The sequence below is a fragment of the Dietzia massiliensis genome (genome assembly GCF_018390595.1).
In the GTDB taxonomy this organism is placed as follows: Bacteria; Actinomycetota; Actinomycetes; order Mycobacteriales; family Mycobacteriaceae; genus Dietzia; species Dietzia massiliensis.
In genome coordinates this window covers 1-13,907 of the sequence record NZ_JAHBAV010000021.1, presented here as the reverse complement: position 1 = coordinate 13,907, position 13,907 = coordinate 1, and the positions used below count along the sequence as shown (strand labels likewise).

Here is a 13,907-nt window from a genome sequence, read left to right as displayed (position 1 = left end):
CTACACCTCGGCGACGGCGGAGGTGATGACGGTCGGCACGATCATGGGCTTGCGGCGCCACTTCTCCGAGACCCAGCGGCCGACGGTGCGACGGACGGCCTGGGCGATCCGGTACGGGTCCGTCTCGCCCTCGCCGGCGAGGTCCCACAGCGCGTTCTCCACCAGCTCAACCACCGGGGCGAGCGCGCCGGGCTCGTCGGTGAAGCCCTTGCCGATGATCTGCGGCTTGCTCACGGGTCGTCCCGTGCGCGGGTCCACCACGACGGTGGCGACGATGAAGCCGTCCTCGCTCAGGGCCGTGCGATCCGCCAGCACGGTGTCCCCGATGTCGCCGGTGGACAGGCCGTCTACGTACAGGTTGCCGACCGGCACCTGGCCCACCACGGAGGCCTTGCCGTCGACGAGGTCCACCACCACGCCGTTCTGGGCGAGGACGACGTTCTCCTCGGCCACGCCGGTGGCGATCGCCAGCGCCTTGTTGGCCCGCAGGTGCCGCCACTCGCCGTGCACGGGCATGGCGTTCTTCGGGCGAACGGCGTTGTAGATGAACAGCAGCTCGCCGGAGTACCCGTGGCCGGACACGTGGATGTCCGCCTCGCGGCTGGTGACCACGTTCACGCCCATCTGCGACAGTCCGTTCTGGACGCCGAAGACGGACTCCTCGTTGCCCGGGACGATCGACGAGGAGAACAGGACGGTATCACCCTCGGACAGGTTGATCTGCCGGTGCTCGCGGCGGGCCATCCGCGAGAGTCCGGCCATGGCCTCACCCTGCGTACCGGTGGTCATCACGAGGACCTTCTCGGAGGGCAGCTTGGCGGCGGTGTCCATGTCCACCAGAACCCTGTCCGGATCCGTGAGGAGCCCCATCTCGAGCGCGATCTCCATGTTCCGGAGCATCGACCGACCGGTCAGGGCGACCTTGCGTCCGGTGGCGGCGGCGGCGTCGACGACGGACTGGACGCGGTAGACGTTGGAGGCGAAGCAGGCCACCACCACGAGCTGGCGCGCGTCGGCGATGAGCCGCTGCAGGGCGGGCCGGACTCCGGACTCCGAGGGGCTGATGCCCGGCGTGGTCGCGTTGGTGGAGTCCAGGAGCAGCAGGTCGACACCCTCGTCGCCGAACCGCGACATCTTGGGCAGGTCGGTGGGGCGCTTGTCGGTGGGCAGCTGGTCGAGCTTGATGTCGCCGGACATCATCACCGTGTTGTCGCCGGCCTTGATGACCACGCCCAGGCACTCGGGGATCGAGTGGTTGACGTCGAAGTACCGGACCTGGAACTTGCCGAGGTCACTGACGCTGGACTCGTCGACCGTGCGGAACACCGGCTTGATGCGGTGCTCCTGGCACTTGGCCGCCACCAGCGCGAGGGTGAACTTGGAGCCCACCACGGGGATGTCCGGGCGGAGCTTGAGCAGGAACGGGATCGCCCCGATGTGGTCTTCATGGGCGTGGGTGAGGACCAGCGCCTCGACCTGGTCCAGGCGGTCCTCGATGTGCCCGAAGTCCGGGAGGATGAGGTCGACTCCGGGCTCGGTCGAGCTCGGGAACAGGACGCCGCAGTCCACGATGAGCAGCTTCGAGTCGTACTCGAAGACCGTCATGTTCCGGCCGATCTCGGAGATGCCGCCGAGCGCGACGATCCGCAGGGCACCCTTGCGGGGCTTCGGCGGGCTGGGCAGACGGACCGTCATGTCCCCGCCCTGCATGGTCTTGACGCCACCGAACTCGGCCGTCGAAGTCTCGCCGCGTCCGCGACCCCGGCTGCGGCCGCCGCGACCGCGTCCGCCGTTCTGACCGCCGGAGTCCTGGTTGCCGCCGTTCTGACCGCCGGACTTCTGGCCGCCCGACTTCTGACCGCCACCCTCCTGACCGCCGGAGGCGGAACCGCGACCGCGACCCCGTGAGCCGCCCCTGGACGAGTCCTGCTGGGTCCTGCCCTGGTCGGCCTTGCTCTGGCCGCCCTTGTCCTGCTCGCCCTTGTTCTGGCCGCCGTTGCCCTGGTCGGACCTGCCCTGCTGGCCGCCGCGCTGGCCCTTGTCCTGCTGGGTCTTGTCCTGCTGAGCCTTGTCCCTGCCGGAGCGGGTCGGCGCCGACTCGGCGGCAGGGGTGTCCGCGGCCGGGATCGGCTCGGTGAACTGCACCGCCGTGGTGGGCGCCGGCTCGCCCGAGGGGCGGCCCGCGGCGCGTCGGGTACGGCCGCGTCCGCGGCCGGTGGAGGAACTTTCCGTCATCTGGTGACTCCTGCTCTGAGCAGCAGTGCCTCGAGGGCCCCTCGCTGCTCGTCGGTGGGTGGTAACTGCGGGAGTCGCGGCACACCGGCCGGGATCCCGAGAAGTTCTAGTGCTGCTTTGGACATCGACACGCCCCCGAGCGCCCGCTGGGCGTCGAAGAGCGGGAGGAGTCCGAGGTTGATCCGGCGGGCCGTCTCGATGTCTCCGGACAGGAACGCGCGGCGCAGCTCGACCAGACGCGGCGCGGCCACGTGGCCGATCACGCTGACGAAACCGCTCGCTCCGACGGCGAGCCACGGGAGGTTGAGTTGATCGTCCCCCGAGTAATAGATGAGGTCGGAGTGCGACATGACGGTGACCGCGTCGTGGAAGTCACCCTTCGCGTCCTTGACGGCCACGATGTTCGGGTGTGCGGACAGACCGATCAGCGTCTCCGCCTGGATCGGGACGACCGACCGTGGGGGGATGTCGTAGAGCATCACCGGCCGGTCGGTCGCGTCGGCGACGGTGCGGAAATGGGCGTCCAGGCCCGCCTGGGTGGGCTTGGAGTAGTACGGGGTCACGACGAGCAGTCCGTGCGCCCCGGAGGCCGCGGCCTGTCGGGCCGCGTGCACGGAGTGCGCGGTGTCGTAGGTCCCGACGCCCGCGACGATCGTCGCCCTGTCCCCGACAGTGGCGAGGACGGTCTCGAGGACCGCGATCTTCTCCGCGTCGGTGGTGGTGGGCGACTCGCCCGTGGTCCCCGACACGACGAGGCCGTCGCATCCGGAGTCCACGAGATGTCGCGCGACACGTGCGACGGCCTTGAGATCGACGTAGCCGTCGGCCCCGAACGGGGTCACCATCGCCGTGACGACCGTGCCGAACGGCGCCGGGCGCCCTGTCTCGGCGGGGGCCCGGCCACTACCGGCCGGTGTCGGCCCCCCGGTGGTCACGTGTGTCATGGTCTCCCAGGGTACCCGCAGCCTGGTCCGGATCCCGATTCCGACCCAGCGGGTGTGCTCATCCCTCGAGCACGTACGGGCTGACCGCGATCTCCGATCCGTCCTCGAGGGTGGCGATCTCGAAGTCCGAGAACACGGCCGGCGCGGCCTCGCGCAGCTGCCGCAGGACGTCGATCGCGAGGCCCCGGATCTCGGTGTCGGCGTGCTCGGTGGCGCGCATCCCGATGAAGTGCCGCCACGAGCGGTAGTTGCCGGTCACGACGATGCGGGTCTCGGTGGCGTTCGGCAACACCGACCGGGCCGCCTGCCGGGCCTGCTTGTGCCGCAACATCGGGTTGGGCACGTCCGCGAACCTCTCCTCGAGCCTCGCGAGCATCTCCGCGTAGGCGTCGCGTGAGGCGTCGGTGGCCCGGCGGAAGATCTCGACCAATTCCGGGTCGTCGGCGATCGCCGGGGGCGGGACGACCTTCGAGTCGTGCTCCGGGACGAACCGCTGGGAGAGCTGGCTGTAGGAGAAGTGTCGGTGCCGGATCAGCTCGTGGGTACAGGATCGTGAGATACCGGTGATGTAGAAGGTCACGCTGGCGTGCTCGAACACCGACAGGTGCCCCACCTCGAGGATGTGACGGAGGTACCCCGCGTTGGTCGCGGTGCGCGGGTTGGGCTTGTCCCAGCTCTGGTAGCACGCCCGGCCGGCGAACTCCGCGAGCGCGGACCCCCCTTCCGCGTCGGTCTCCCAGCCGACCTCGTCGGGTGGGAGGAACTCGGTGTGCGCGACCATGCGGACCTGCCGCCGGACGAGCTCGGACATGATGGGTCTCCTCGTGGTGACGTGGTGCGCCCGGCGGTTCAGCCGAGCAGGTGTGCGGCGACCGTGGCCGCGACCTCGGCGACGGCGTCGAGGTCCTCGCGTGTGGGTTCGCCCGTGAGCTGTGCGGCCGGGCCCACGGCCCGTAGGCCCCAGCCGGTCGTGATGCGTTCGACGGAGGTGACCGCACCCGCTGTGTCGTTGTCGCCGTGCACGCACAACGCGTAGGGGCGGCCGGAGACCGCGCCCTCGCAGGTGTAATAGGTGCGGTCGAAGAAGTGCTTGAGCGCACCGGACATGTACCCGAAGTTCGCCGGGGTAAGCAGGACGTAGCCGTCGGCTCGCAGGACGTGGTCGTCGGTGGTGGCCAGGGCGGGTACCGACTCCACCGCGATGCCCTCCAGCTCCGGGTGGGCGAGCCCGGTCTCGAGGGCCTCCAGGATGCGACGCAGCCGCGGCGACGGCGCGTGGTGGACGAGCAACACGGTGCTCATCGCGGGTCCCCTCCCGGCGCCGATTCGGCCTCGTGCAGCGAGATGGCCGTGCGCATCATATCCCGCGCCCGGACGCGGTCACCGGCATGGTCGTAGGCGCGCGCGAGACGGTAGGTGGACCGCCAGTCGTCCGGCGCCGCCTGGTACTCGGCGCTGACGCGGTCGAACAGCTCGTCGGCCGCGTGACGCTCGAGACGGCCGGAGGGGCGCCGGTCCAGCCCGGTGAGGTCCAGCTCCACGCCCTCGGCGGCGGCCGCGGCCGAGATCTTCTGTAGTTCGAGCCCGTTGCGCACGATCGCCCAGGTGGCCCACGCCCCGACGACGGCGAGCAGGAGGATCCCCACCCCGAGACCACGGACGGACAGGTGCTCCGAGGCGCGGAACATCGACCACCCCAGGTAGAGCAGGTAGAGGAAGGCCACGACAAGGCCCGCCGCGGTGAGGGCCATGACCAGGGGTTTGACGACTCTGTCCACTGTGGGCGACCTACAGATCCATGAAGTCGTCGAGTCCCACGGTCAGCCCCGGGGCTCCGGCGATCGAGCGGACACCCAGCAGGACGCCGGGGGCGAACGAGGACCGGTCCAGCGAGTCGTGACGGATCGTCAGGGTCTCCCCCTGCGTCCCGAGGAGCACCTCCTGGTGCGCGACCAGGCCGGTCAGCCGGACGGAGTGGACGCGGACGCCGTCGACGTCGGCTCCCCGGGCGCCGTCGAGCGCGGTGGAGGTGGCGTCCGGCGACGGACCGAGCCCCGCCTCGGCGCGCGCGGCGCCCATCATGGCGGCGGTGCGGTGCGCGGTCCCGGACGGCGCGTCCGCCTTGTTCGGGTGATGGAGCTCGATGATCTCGGCGGACGGGAAGTACTTCGCCGCCTGCACGGCGAACCTCATCATGAGGATCGCGCCGATCGCGAAGTTGGGTGCGACCAACACCCCGGTGTCCGGACTGTCGGCGAGCCAGCCGCGAAGCATTTCGAGGCGCTCGTCGGTGAACCCGGTCGTGCCGACCACGGCGTGGATGCCGTTGGCGACGCAGAATTCCAGGTTGCCCATGACCACATCGGGATGGGTGAAATCGACCACGACCTCGGCCCCCGCGTCGACGAGCGCGCTGAGCGGGTCGCCCTGGTCGACCTCGGCGACGAGCTCCAGGTCCTCGGCCGCGCGAACGGCCTCGCAGATCGCCGAACCCACCTTGCCGCGTGCCCCGAGCACCCCGACCTTCGTCACCGTCATCGTCTCCTCCGTGGTCATCGTCGTACTCTCCAGACTATCCGCCGACGCGCGCGAGCAAGCCCGCCGTGCCGTCGTCCGGCATGCCGGGTCCGACGGCGGCCAGGCACCAGGGTGCGGACTCGGCGCCCCAGTAGTCGGCGACCTCACCGGCGGTGACCCGCCGCAGCCGGGCCACGGAGTCCTCGACCGTCACGACCCGGTCGCGGTCGAGGAGGTGTCGTCCGATCCGCGTCATCCGGGACAGGGGGTCGTCCAGGCCGAGCCTGATGGAGCCCGTGAGGTGCCCGATCGCACGGTCGACCTCGTCGGACGAGGGCGGCGCCGCGCGCATCCCGTCGACGACCTCGCCGAGTTCCCCGAGCAGGGATCCGACGCGGTCGACGGGGCAGCCGGCGACCACGGTGAGCAGCCCGGTCGGGTGGAACTGGTCCATGCCGGCGTAGACCGTATAGGCCAGGCCGAGCTCCTCCCGGATCCGTTGGAACAGGCGTGAGCTCAGCCCGCCGCCCAGGACGGCGGTGCCGATCTGGGCGGCCGCTCGGTCACCGTGTCCCCGCGCGGGGGTACGACGGGCCAGGGCGAGCAGTGCCTGCTCGGAGTCCTCGTCCTCGCCGACCAACACCGGAGCGGTCGCCCAGCCGGGGTCGGCGCCGTCGACGGCGAGCCGCCCGCGAGCCGTGACGAGGGACCGCGGGCTCCCGCCCGGCCGGGCGGGAGCATCCGCGCCGGGGAGACTCCGCGCCACCGCCACGGGCAGCGGTCCGCAGGCGATCCGGGCGACGAGCGCGTCGTGGTCGATGCGGCCCGCGGCCGCCACCACGACGTCCCCGGAGCCGAGGATGCGCTGGTGGAACGCCTTCAGGGTGTCGGCGTCCAGCGCCTCGACCGACTCCTCGGTGCCGATCACCGGGCGGGCGAGCGGGTCGCGCCCCAGCGCCGCGGTGGCCACGAGCTCGCACGCGAGGTCCTCCGGGTCGTCCGCCCGACCGGCCAACTCGTCGAGGACCACGTCGCGCTCCACCTCGACGTCCTCCGGGTCGCAGGACCCGTTGGCCACCACGTCCACCAGGACGTCGACGGCGGTGTCCAGCCCCTCGGCGGGGACCTGGACGTGGTAGCACGTGTGCTCGCGCCCGGTGTAGGCGTTGAGGTCGCCCCCGAGCAGGTCGATCCGCTCGGACAGCTCGCGCCCGGACGCGGTGGTCGTGCGTTTGAACAGGACGTGCTCGAGGAAGTGGGCCGCGCCGTGCTCGTCGGGGCCCTCGTCCGCCGACCCGGCGCCTATCCAGATGCCGACCGCGGCGGTGTGGCACCACGGGAGCTCCTCGGTCACCACTCTGACGCCGGGGATCGTCCGGTCCACGCGGATCTCTGGGTTCACGGCCCTCCATCGTCGGTCTGCTTCTCGCGGCTCGAACGAACGAGGCACGCACCCCGCGCGGGGTGCGTGCCTCGGATGTGCCCGGGCCCCTCCGGGGGCGCCGGGCACGGGATCAGTCGTCGCCGCCGGCGTCCGCGTCGGAGCCGTTGTCGGAGTCCTCGCCCACGGGCACGAGGCTGATCTTGCCGCGGTTGTCGATGTCGGCGATCTCGACCTGCATCTTGTCGCCGACGTTCACCACGTCCTCGACCTTGCCGACGCGCTTGCCGCCGCCGAGCTTCGAGATGTGGACCAGGCCGTCACGGCCCGGCAGCAGCGACAGGAACGCGCCGAAGGGCGCGGTCTTGACCACGGTGCCGAGGAACCGCTCGCCGACCTTGGGCAGCTGCGGGTTGGCGATGGCGTTGATCTTGTCGATCGCGGCCTGCGCCGACTCGCCGTCGGTGGCGCCGATGTACACGGTGCCGTCGTCCTCGATCGAGACGGACGCGCCGGTCTCCTCGGTGATCGAGTTGATCATCTTGCCCTTGGGCCCGATGACCTCGCCGATCTTGTCGACGGGGACCTTGATCGCGATGATGCGCGGCGCGAACGGGCTCAGCTCGTCCGGCTCGTCGATCGCCTCGGCCATCACGTCAAGGATGGTCAGGCGGGCCTCACGGGCCTGCGTGAGCGCACCGGCCAGGACCTCTGACGGGATGCCGTCGAGCTTCGTGTCCAGCTGCAGCGCGGTGACGAACATCCCCGTGCCGGCGACCTTGAAGTCCATGTCGCCGAACGCGTCCTCGGCACCGAGGATGTCGGTGAGGGCAACGTAGCGGGTCTCGCCGTCGACCTCGTCGGAGACGAGGCCCATCGCGATGCCGGCGACGGGCGCCTTGAGCGGCACGCCGGCGTTGAGCAGCGACAGCGTCGACGCACACACCGAGCCCATGGAGGTGGAACCGTTGGACCCGAGCGCCTCGGAGACCTGGCGGATGGCGTAGGGGAACTCCTCGACGCTGGGCAGCACCGGCACGAGGGCACGCTCGGCGAGCGCGCCGTGGCCGATCTCGCGACGCTTGGGCGAGCCCACGCGGCCGGTCTCACCGGTGGAGTACGGCGGGAAGTTGTAGTGGTGCATGTAGCGCTTGCTGGTCTCGGGCCCGAGCGAATCGATCTGCTGGGCCATCTTGACCATGTCGAGCGTCGTGACGCCCATGATCTGGGTCTCGCCGCGCTCGAACAGCGCGGATCCGTGGGCGCGCGGGATGACCTCGACCTCGGCGGACAGCGCGCGGATGTCGCGCACGCCGCGGCCGTCGATCCGGAAGTGGTCGGTGAGGATCCGCTGGCGGACGATCTTCTTGGTCAGCGACTTGAACGCGGCACCGATCTCGCCGAGGCGGTCGGCGAAGCGGTCGGCGAGCTCGTCGAGCACGGACGCCTTGAGCTCGTCGGTCGCGACCTCGCGCTCCTGCTTGTCCGCGATGCGCATGATCTCGGCGAGCTTGGTCTCCGCGACCTCGGCGACGGCGGCGTACGCGTCGTCCGCGTACGGCGGGAACAGCGGGAACTCGCGCGGCGTCCCGGGCGCGGCGGTGGCCAGTGCCTGCTGGGCGGCGCACAGCTCCGCGATGAACGGCTTGGCGGCCTCGAGCCCCTGGGCGACGACCTCCTCGGTGGGCGCCTGTGCGCCGCCGGCGATCTTCTCGATGACGTTGTCGGTGGCCTCGGCCTCGACCATCATGATCGCGACGTCCGCGTCGTCACCCGAGCCGACGACGCGGCCGGCGACGACCATGTCGAACACGGCCCCCTCGAGCTGCTCGGAGGTCGGGAACGCGACCCACTGGCCGGCCGGGTCGGCGGCCGTGGGGATGAGAGCGACGCGCACGCCGCCGACGGGACCCGAGAAGGGCAGCCCGGACAGCTGGGTGGACGCGGAGGCGGCATTGATGGCCACCACGTCGTAGAGGTCCTTGGGATCGAGGCTCATGACGGTCACGACGACCTGGACCTCGTTGCGGACACCGTCCGCGAAGGTCGGGCGCAGCGGCCGGTCGATGAGACGGCAGGTGAGGATCGCGTCGGTGCTGGGGCGACCCTCACGACGGAAGAAGGAGCCGGGGATGCGGCCGGCGGCGTACATCCGCTCCTCGACGTCCACCGTCAGGGGGAAGAAGTCGAAGTGGTCCTTGGGGTGCTTGCCCGCGGTGGTGGCGGACAGCAGCATCGTGTCGTCGTCGAGGTAGGCGACGACCGAGCCGGCGGCCTGCTTGGCCAGCCGGCCGGTCTCGAAACGGACCTCGCGGCGGCCGAAGTCGCCGTTGTCGATGGTCGCGACGGATTCGAAGACGCCGTCCTCGATCTCGACGGCCGTGATCTGTGACATGTGTTTCCTGTCGTATCGGGGGTGGTGGAGCCTCGCGGCGGATCCGGGTCCGCCGGGGCCGCCGGTCACGTGTCAAGGGGGTCCCGGTACGACCTCGGTCTTCGATCGAAGCGGCCGGAACGGCACTCACGCGGCTCTCAACGACCCCGCGTGCGTCGGGTTCCGGCGGCCACTACCGAGGACCGCCAATCGGACCTGTCGACCACCCCGGCACGTGCGCACCGGCTGCACCTGAGGTTATCAGGGATAAACGCCCGGGTCACCGGGGCGCGCGGGCACCGCCCCCCGACGCGAGGGAGACCGCGCCGCCCGGATGCGGACGATCCCCGCCCTCACGTTGAGGGCGGGGATCGTCGACGGGTCCGGGCGGGCCGGTGTCAGCGGCGCAGACCGAGGCGCTCGATCAGCGAGCGGTAGCGCGCGATGTCGACCTTGGCGATGTACTTGAGCAGCCGACGACGACGGCCGACCAGCAGCAGCAGGCCACGACGCGAGTGGTGGTCGTGCTGGTGGGTCTTGAGGTGCTCGGTGAGCTGCTGGATGCGACGGGTGAGCAGCGCGACCTGGGCCTCGGGGGACCCGGTGTCGGTCTCGTGGACCCCGTACTCGGCCAGAACGGCCTTCTTCTCTTCGGTGCTCAGCGCCATGATGACTCCTGGTTGTTCCAGTCCGCGAAAATGTGAGGCCACCGCCGCCGCGGACCGCAGCAGGGCCGACCGGCTACGTTACCAGCCGGGGGCGGCGGTCCCAATTCGGGCGCGGTCAGGCCCCGAGCACGGTGCGGGTGCGTCGGACGTCGCGGTCCATCGCCACGAGCAACTCGTCCACGGAGGAGAACTTCTCCATGTCGCGCACGTGGTCGACAAAGTCGACGGCCGCCGTCCGGCCGTACAGGTCGGCGGACTCGTCCAGCACGAACGCCTCGACACTGCGCGCGGCGTCCCCGAACGTCGGGTTGGTGCCGACGGAGATCGCGGACGCGTACGGGCGCCCCGGGACGATCGACCCGTCCACCGGGCCGTCGTCGAGGACGGTGAACCAGCCCGCGTACACGCCGTCGGCGGGGACCGCGGTGTGCTCGGGCAGGTCGAGATTGGCGGTCGGGTAGCCCAGGTCCCGGCCCCCGCGCCCGGCGCCGTGCACGACGACGCCCGAGACGCGGTGGGGGCGGCCGAGGATCTCCGCGGCGGCGGCGACGTCGGACTCCGACAGCAGGCGCCGGATCCGACTCGAGGAGACGGTCTCGCCGCCGGACTCCAGCAGGTCGACCACCTCGCACGCGATCCCCCGCTCCGCGCACAGGGCTCGCATCGTCTCGGGGGTGCCGGCGGCGCGGCGACCGAACGTGAAGTTGCGTCCGACGGTGACGGCGCGGGCGTGGAGCCCGGAGACGAGGACGCGGTCCACGAACTCGTCGGGCTCCCACGAGGCCATCTCGCGGTCGAAGGGCAGCGCGAACACGGCCTCCACGCCGAATCCCCCGGCGAGCTCGGCACGCCGGGGAAGGGGGGTGAGCACGGACGGGTGCGTGCCCGGCCGGACGACCTCGACGGGATGGGGGTCGAAGGTCACCAGCACCGGGCTGGCACCGAGTTCGCGACCCGCGCCGACCGCGCGGTCCACGAGGGCGCGGTGCCCCCGGTGGAGTCCGTCGAACACCCCGAGGGCGACGGAGGTCCCGCCGTCGGGGATCACGATCTCGTCGAACGTCCGCCACAGCTGCACGGCGCCCACCTTACGCGCGGGGTTCACAGCCCCGCCGGGCGCATGACCACGACCGGAGCGGCGCGGCGTCCGGACTCCGAGACCAGCGCCGCGACACGGCCGTCCGGGCCCACGGCGGCGACGACTCCGGTGTCACCCCGGGCCTCGAGCCACCGTCCGTGGCGGAGCCCCTCGGCGGCGTCCGCGTCGATGTCGCGGCGGGGGAACGCGGCCAGGGCGGCCGCGTCGAGGTCGAGGGACAGGGTCGGATCGGTCTCCAGCTCGTCGAGCGTGCGGGCGACGTCGAGCCCGAACGGTCCGACCCGGGTCCGACGCAGGGCCGTGAGATGACCGCCGACGCCGAGCGCGGCGCCGAGGTCACGGGCGAGCGCGCGGATGTAGGTCCCCGTGGAGCAGTCGACGACGACGACGAGGTCGATCACCGCCCCGGCGCGGACCCGCTCGAGCACGTCGAACCGGGAGACGGTGACCCGCCGGGACCGGAGCTCGACCTCCTCCCCCGCCCGCACCCTGTCGTAGGCCCGCCTCCCGTCGACCTTGATCGCGCTGACCGCCGACGGCACCTGGTCGATCTCCCCCGTCAGGTCGGCCACGGCCGCGTCGATCGCGGTGTCGCTCACCGCGGAGGCGTCCACGGTCGCGGTGGTCTCCCCCTGGGCGTCGTCGGTGGTCGTGGTCTCGCCGAGGCGGATGGTCGCCTCGTAGGACTTGGTCTCCAGCGCGAGCATGCCGAGCACCTTGGTGGCGCGTTCGATGCCCACGACGAGCACACCCGTGGCCATGGGGTCGAGTGTGCCGGCGTGTCCGACCTTGCGGGTGCCGAAGAACCTGCGCAGTCGCGCCACCACGTCGTGGCTGCTCATCCCCCCGGGCTTGTCCACGACCACCAGGCCGGGTTCGGGGGCGGGACGGGGGTCGGGTCTACGCGGCGTCACGGCCCCACGCTATCGACACCCGCGGGCCGCAGCACGATCGCCGAGGCCACGTGGCCGCCCCGGACGGCCCAGCGGCCGTGGAACTCGGTCGCGTCCGGGCCGCCGTCCACCGTCTGCGCGTCGACGAGGATCCGCGAGACGAGCGTGCCCCGGACCACCTCGTCGTCGTCCCCGTCGGGTACCAGGGTGATGTGCGCGTCGGCGAACCCCAACCACCGGTGGGTGAGCGGGAACCACGCCTTGTACGTGGCCTCCTTCGCGGTGAACAGCAGCGCGTCCCACGCCACCGACGGCATCTCCGTGCGCGCGGCACGCACCCACGCCGCCTCCTCCGGCAGCGACACCGCCTCGAGCACCCCGTCGGCGAGCGGTTCGTGCCGTTCGACGTCCAGTCCCACCGATCGCACCCGACCGGCCCGGGCCAGCGCGGCCGCGCGCAGACCGTCGGTGTGCGTCAGCGTGCCCACGAGCCCCGCGGGCCACACCGGCACGCCCCGCGCGCCCCGCAGCACCGGGCCGGGAGGCACCCCGAGCCGCGTCATGGCCTCGCGCGCGCAGGCCCGCGCCCCGGCGAAGTCGACCCTGCGCCGCTCCACCGCCGCACGGATTTGCTCGACCTCCACGGGGTACAACGACGCCAGCAGGGCGGCGTCGTCCATGCCGAGCTCCGTGTCGGTCACCACTGCCACGTCGTCGGGGAACAGGTCACCGCGGAACGAATCGGCCATCACCGCTCCTCCTCGAGCTCCGGAGCGCTCTCCCCGGGCCGGGCGAGCCGCGGCATGCCGTCGCCGCCGCGCACCCACCGCACCTGCGGCGCGTCCGGGGCGGGCAGGATCTGGCGTGTCAGCGGCTCCGGACGCCCACGGGCCCCCCACTCCCGCGGGTAGCCCAGCGAGACCTCCTCGAAGCGCACGCCGTCGTGCACGGTCGTGCGCGGGATGTGCAGGTGCCCGTAGACACACGCGGTCGCCCGGTAGCGGCGGTGCCAGTCGGCCGTCTGCTCGGTCCCGCACCACAGCGCGAAGTCGGGGTGGCGTAGTACGCGCGTGGGCTCGCGCAACAGCGGCCAGTGGTTGATCAGCACGGTCGGATGGGCGGGGTCGAGGCGCGCCAGCCGGGTCGTGGTGGCCACGAGACGCTCCCGGCACCACGCCACGGCGTCGCCGAACGGGCCCGGGTCGATGAGGAACTCGTCGGACGCCACCACCCGGCGTTCGCGCGCCCGGGCCAGGGCCTCCGCGCGGGCCTGCCCCGCCACGGGGGTCCAGCTGTAGTCGTAGAACAGGAACATCGGCACCACCCACGCCGGCCCGCCGGGGCCGGTCCACAGGGGGTAGGGGTCCTCGGGGGTGTCCACGCCGATCGCCCGGCACGCCTCCACCAGCCGGTCGTACTTCGTGGTGGAGGTCATCCCCTCGTCGTCGCGCCCGATCCACAACTCGTGGTTGCCGGGCACCCAGATCACGCGCTCGAACCGGGCCGCCAGACGCTCCAGGGCGTCCACCACGTGGCCGGTCTTCTCCGCGACGTCTCCGGCCACGATCAGCCAGTCGCCCGGGTGGCCGGGCTGGAGGTCGTCCACCACGTCGGCGTTCCCGCGGTGCCCCACGTGCAGATCGGACACCGCCCGCAGCGACGGTCCCGCCTCCGCGCCGGTACCCGCGGTCATCCGGCGGCCTCCGCGCCGGCTCCGGCGGCCCCCGGGGTGCGCGCGCCGAGGACCACCCACCGGTCACCGCGCACCCGCATCCCCACGGCGACGAGGCGAATCC

At 71.9% G+C, this 13,907-nt stretch carries 13 protein-coding genes; all 13 read right to left on the bottom strand.

From position 1 onward, the window contains the following. The 13 genes from KHA85_RS07925 to KHA85_RS07865 all read right to left on the bottom strand — a co-directional run bounded on the left by KHA85_RS07925 (position 1) and on the right by KHA85_RS07865 (position 13,804). Positions 1-2,235, bottom strand: coding sequence for a ribonuclease J (locus KHA85_RS07925; RefSeq protein ID WP_236885357.1), 2,235 nt, complete (start codon positions 2,233-2,235; stop codon positions 1-3). Beyond that, positions 2,232-3,179 (bottom strand): 4-hydroxy-tetrahydrodipicolinate synthase, encoded by a 948-nt coding sequence (gene dapA, locus KHA85_RS07920; RefSeq protein ID WP_043567479.1) that lies wholly within the window; start codon positions 3,177-3,179, stop codon positions 2,232-2,234. Before dapA ends, KHA85_RS07925 begins: the two co-directional genes overlap by 4 nt. Before the next feature lie 58 nt (positions 3,180-3,237). Continuing rightward, positions 3,238-3,990 carry an FAD-dependent thymidylate synthase gene (gene thyX, locus KHA85_RS07915; RefSeq protein ID WP_007629931.1) on the bottom strand — a complete coding sequence of 251 codons (753 nt, stop codon included), beginning with the start codon at positions 3,988-3,990 and terminating at the stop codon, positions 3,238-3,240. Positions 3,991-4,028: 38 nt separating this feature from the next. Beyond that, a complete protein-coding gene (locus KHA85_RS07910; protein WP_007629933.1) occupies positions 4,029-4,481 on the bottom strand; it encodes a flavodoxin family protein in 453 nt (150 codons plus the stop codon). Then, positions 4,478-4,957, bottom strand: a complete 480-nt coding sequence (locus KHA85_RS07905; RefSeq protein WP_007629934.1) for a hypothetical protein — start codon at positions 4,955-4,957, stop codon at positions 4,478-4,480. The genes KHA85_RS07910 and KHA85_RS07905 overlap by 4 nt, the downstream gene beginning before the upstream one ends. Positions 4,958-4,967: 10 nt before the next feature. After that, positions 4,968-5,717, bottom strand: coding sequence for a 4-hydroxy-tetrahydrodipicolinate reductase (gene dapB / locus KHA85_RS07900; protein ID WP_043567482.1), 750 nt, complete (start codon positions 5,715-5,717; stop codon positions 4,968-4,970). Positions 5,718-5,751: 34 nt separating this feature from the next. Next, entirely contained in the window at positions 5,752-7,098 is a 1,347-nt protein-coding gene (locus tag KHA85_RS18460; protein WP_213185385.1) for a M16 family metallopeptidase, read from the bottom strand. A 112-nt stretch (positions 7,099-7,210) separates the two neighbouring features. After that, positions 7,211-9,472 (bottom strand): polyribonucleotide nucleotidyltransferase, encoded by a 2,262-nt coding sequence (locus KHA85_RS07890; protein WP_213185384.1) that lies wholly within the window; start codon positions 9,470-9,472, stop codon positions 7,211-7,213. Between the two features lie 377 nt (positions 9,473-9,849). Continuing rightward, positions 9,850-10,119, bottom strand: a complete 270-nt coding sequence (rpsO, locus tag KHA85_RS07885; RefSeq protein WP_007632724.1) for a 30S ribosomal protein S15 — start codon at positions 10,117-10,119, stop codon at positions 9,850-9,852. A gap of 115 nt (positions 10,120-10,234) precedes the next feature. Then, entirely contained in the window at positions 10,235-11,197 is a 963-nt protein-coding gene (locus tag KHA85_RS07880) for a bifunctional riboflavin kinase/FAD synthetase (RefSeq protein ID WP_213185383.1), read from the bottom strand. Positions 11,198-11,220: 23 nt separating this feature from the next. Beyond that, the gene (gene truB / locus KHA85_RS07875) at positions 11,221-12,132 is read right to left on the bottom strand and encodes a tRNA pseudouridine(55) synthase TruB (RefSeq protein ID WP_213185382.1); all 912 of its coding nucleotides are present in this window, start codon (positions 12,130-12,132) and stop codon (positions 11,221-11,223) included. Continuing rightward, on the bottom strand, positions 12,129-12,860 hold the full coding sequence (locus KHA85_RS07870) for a 4'-phosphopantetheinyl transferase family protein (RefSeq protein ID WP_213185381.1): 732 nt from the start codon (positions 12,858-12,860) through the stop codon (positions 12,129-12,131). Before KHA85_RS07870 ends, truB begins: the two co-directional genes overlap by 4 nt. After that, the gene (locus KHA85_RS07865; RefSeq protein ID WP_213185380.1) at positions 12,860-13,804 is read right to left on the bottom strand and encodes a metallophosphoesterase family protein; all 945 of its coding nucleotides are present in this window, start codon (positions 13,802-13,804) and stop codon (positions 12,860-12,862) included. Before KHA85_RS07865 ends, KHA85_RS07870 begins: the two co-directional genes overlap by 1 nt. Between the last annotated feature and the right edge of the window lie 103 nt (positions 13,805-13,907).

Coding starts and splice junctions, on each gene's coding strand:
- KHA85_RS07870 (WP_213185381.1), bottom strand. CDS start 12,860: ATGGCCGATTCGTTCCGCGGTGACCTGTTCCCCGACGACGTGGCAGTG.
- dapA (WP_043567479.1), bottom strand. CDS start 3,179: ATGACACACGTGACCACCGGGGGGCCGACACCGGCCGGTAGTGGCCGG.
- KHA85_RS07925 (WP_236885357.1), bottom strand. CDS start 2,235: ATGACGGAAAGTTCCTCCACCGGCCGCGGACGCGGCCGTACCCGACGC.
- KHA85_RS07865 (WP_213185380.1), bottom strand. CDS start 13,804: ATGACCGCGGGTACCGGCGCGGAGGCGGGACCGTCGCTGCGGGCGGTG.
- KHA85_RS07890 (WP_213185384.1), bottom strand. CDS start 9,472: ATGTCACAGATCACGGCCGTCGAGATCGAGGACGGCGTCTTCGAATCC.
- KHA85_RS07910 (WP_007629933.1), bottom strand. CDS start 4,481: ATGAGCACCGTGTTGCTCGTCCACCACGCGCCGTCGCCGCGGCTGCGT.
- dapB (WP_043567482.1), bottom strand. CDS start 5,717: ATGACGGTGACGAAGGTCGGGGTGCTCGGGGCACGCGGCAAGGTGGGT.
- rpsO (WP_007632724.1), bottom strand. CDS start 10,119: ATGGCGCTGAGCACCGAAGAGAAGAAGGCCGTTCTGGCCGAGTACGGG.
- thyX (WP_007629931.1), bottom strand. CDS start 3,990: ATGTCCGAGCTCGTCCGGCGGCAGGTCCGCATGGTCGCGCACACCGAG.